This window comes from Longirhabdus pacifica, assembly GCF_004115085.1.
Taxonomy (GTDB): domain Bacteria; phylum Bacillota; class Bacilli; order Paenibacillales; family DSM-105158; genus Longirhabdus; species Longirhabdus pacifica.
In genome coordinates, this window is record NZ_QXJP01000043.1 from 1 (window position 1) to 3,372 (window position 3,372).

The following is a 3,372-nucleotide window of genomic DNA, read 5'->3' on the forward strand; positions in this document are numbered from 1 at the left end:
GGTTATGGTATTCCAATTTATCACGACTTCACTTTGATTTGCATCCCATGTTGCATTTGTAATCTGTGGTTGTGAAGGATTTTGTGTTGTCCCTTGTGGTGTTGCAACAACTTCGTTAGAAGCGCCACTCTCTCCCGCTGCATTTACAGCTGTTACAACGTAATAGTAGGTTGTTCCGTTGCTAACGCTTGTATCGGTGTAGGATGCTGCCGTCGTTGTTGCTATTTGTACGTAGCTTCCTCCTTGTGTTTCTGAACGCTTCACTTTATATGATGTCGCATCATTTACACTGTTCCAATTTAGTGCTATTTCTCCGTCTCCAGCTACCGTTTGTAATTCTGTTGGGGCTTGTGGCTTCTGTTGCGGTGCTTGTGGTGTTGCAGATACTGAAGTAGATGGCTGACTCTCATTCCCAGAAGTATTTACTGCGGTTACTGTATATTTATATTCATCACCGTTTGCTAAACCTGTATGAAAGTAACTATGATGATAAACATTTGAAATTACGCTCTGGCTGCCTTTATGATCATAGTAAATGTTATAGTAAACAACGCCTGTTACAGAATCCCAAGTTAGATCTACAGTTGTATCTCCTGCGGTAGCTTGAAGATTAGCTGGTGGATTAAGATATTGTGAAGGTGTTACCTCTATTACATTGGAAGCTAGACTTTCATTTCCTTCGCTATCCACGGATGTTACTTTATAAAAATAAGTAGTATTATTTATAACGTTAGTATCATCAAAAGTGAGATATACATCCTCCGATACCGTTTGATACGTAACATTATCATCCGATCTTTTTACACGATAATAATCTGCGGTACTAACCGAATCCCATGATAAGTTAACCAGTTCATCCCCTGTAGTTGCTGTAAGATTACTAGGTCCTATGATTAATGATTCGACAGTATTTAAATTACCATATCCACTTCTGTTCCCACCTATCGCGTAAATCACGCCATCTATCTCTACTACTTGATGTAAACCTCTTGCTTCATTCATACTATCTACCGATATCCATATCGGGTTTTCATTTTTCGTATTATATCTTTCAACACTATCTAATGTACCGTTAAAAATGTTGTGTCCACCTATTGCGTAGATCACGCCATCTATCTCTACTACTTGATGTAAACCTCTTGCTTCATTCATATCATCTACTGATGTCCACACTGGGTTTTCATCTTTTGTATTGTATTTTTCTGCATGTACGATATTAGAGTCACCAATAGCATAAATCACATCATCCACTTCTACAATTCGATGATTAGACCTAGCTTCATTCATATCATCTACTGAAACCCATGTTGCATTTGGATCTTTTGTATTGTACATTTCAACGCTATTTAATTTACCGCTATTGTTCTGTCCGCCTATTACATAGATAACATCATTCACAACTACTACTTGAAATCTTTCCCTCGCTTCATCCATACTATCTATTGAAACCCATGTTGCATTTGGATCTTTTGTATTAAATTTTTCAACGCTATTTAATATACCGCTTTGGTTCGATCCACCTAATACATAAATCACACCATCCACTACTACTGCTTGATGTTCAACTCTAGCTGCACTCATACTTTCTACAAATACCCAGTCAGGATTTTTATCTTGGGTATTATATTTTTCTACACTATTATAGTGAGATAGATTTCCATATCCACCTATCGCATAGATGTTGTTATCCACCTCCACTACTTGATGATTCGTTCTTGCTTGCTTCATATTATTTACTGATATCCATGTTGCATTTGAATCTTTCGTGTTATACGTTTCTACACTTTTTAATGTACCACCATTGTTAAACCCACCTATCGTATAGATGACATCATCTACTTCCACAACTTGATGGTCCCATCTTGCTTCATTCATATCATCTCCCATTTTCCATGCCGTTGCATTATTACTGCTATTATTTGCCTCTACTTGTTGCATCGGGATAAAACCAACCAATATTGCTACTGTCAATAGAACAGCAAAGTATTTCTTCCATTCGTTTCTCATGTTTACACACCTTTCAAATGAATGAGTTAAATTATACTGAAATATTTCTTTACATAATTAATTTATCATTTACATCGTTGCCTTCCTAAGAAAACAACAATTTGTATATGAGCCTATATTAAACCTCTGTGTACATCCCCTTTAGCATTTACTATTTAGTTTTAATATTTAATCTCTCCTTTAATAATTTATACGAATGTACGTATTGTACTATAATCTGACATCTTCCGCAATATTTACTTTCAAGTTTTTTAAAATTATTTAATTTTTTAAACGATAATAAAATAAGTAGACAACACAAAAGTCACTACCTAATGTAGTGACTTTTGTTTGTACTATAGAAATTTAGTTTTCTACTTTTTACTATTAAGTTATTAGTAGATTATAAATAACTTGAGCTGCTTCTTCCCGTGTCATGCTGTCTTTCGGTTTGAAGTTATTATTACCTTTTCCGCTGATAAGACCAAGATTTTTTGCAAACATGACATAGTCTGTAGCCCAACTACTTATACCAGCTTGATCGGCAAAAGTAACCTCTTCCTGTATAGCAGGTTGTTCACCATACAAATACGTATATGCTTTCATCACCATCACTGCCATTTCTTCACGGGTGATGTCATCATTCGGAGCAAAAGTGTCTACTGATTTTCCATTCACAATACCAGCTTCGAATGCTGCTGCTATTCCCTCTGCATACCATGCTTCATTATCTAGATCCGTAAAAGTAGATGCTTCTCCCACTTCTAGCTTTAATGCTCTAGCTACCAGTACTGAAAATTCTGCACGTGTGACTTTGTCTTGCGGCGCAAAGGTGTTTTCTGTTTTGCCGTTTAAGATGCCTACCGAATATAATTCCATGATTGCATAGTAGGACCAATCTGATTCATTGATATCTACATATGGATTAGTGTACGTTATGACCGCATATGTTCCTGCTTTCGTTACTTGTCCCCGGATTGTATCTTCTATGCGTGCTGCTCCGATAAATGTATCTCCATCTACATAATAAATCCATGTTCCTGGTTTACCTTCTGAAGTAAGTTCGATCGTTACAGGTGTAGTAAAAGTATTTAGTGCAATTCGTTCTCCATCTTTTGTTTCAATGTATACTTGGACATCCACTACGCTGCCGCCCAATTCTACATTATCATATTCCGCTACTACGTTTTGCTTGTCCTGTTTATCTAAGGAAACGATGATTTTAGCATCACCTAACTCTTTTTGATCTACTAATGCCTGTACATCTTCTAGTACTTTTTTTGGAATATCGACCACTACATCTTCGTTATCGATAGTTAGCGTATCGATGTCTTCTAATGCTTTATCTGTTGCTGGTAAGGTAATCGTATCGACTTCTTTCTCTGC

2 protein-coding genes are annotated in these 3,372 nt (G+C 36.4%); both read right to left on the reverse strand.

Annotation, left to right across the window (positions count from 1 at the left end; translation table 11 throughout):
* Positions 1-2,007 (reverse strand): Kelch repeat-containing protein (locus D1Z92_RS16945; RefSeq protein WP_206099777.1); only part of this gene is annotated, 2,007 nt, incomplete at its 3' end.
* A gap of 366 nt (positions 2,008-2,373) precedes the next feature.
* Positions 2,374-3,372 (reverse strand): S-layer homology domain-containing protein (locus D1Z92_RS16950; RefSeq protein ID WP_164931694.1); only part of this gene is annotated, 999 nt, incomplete at its 5' end.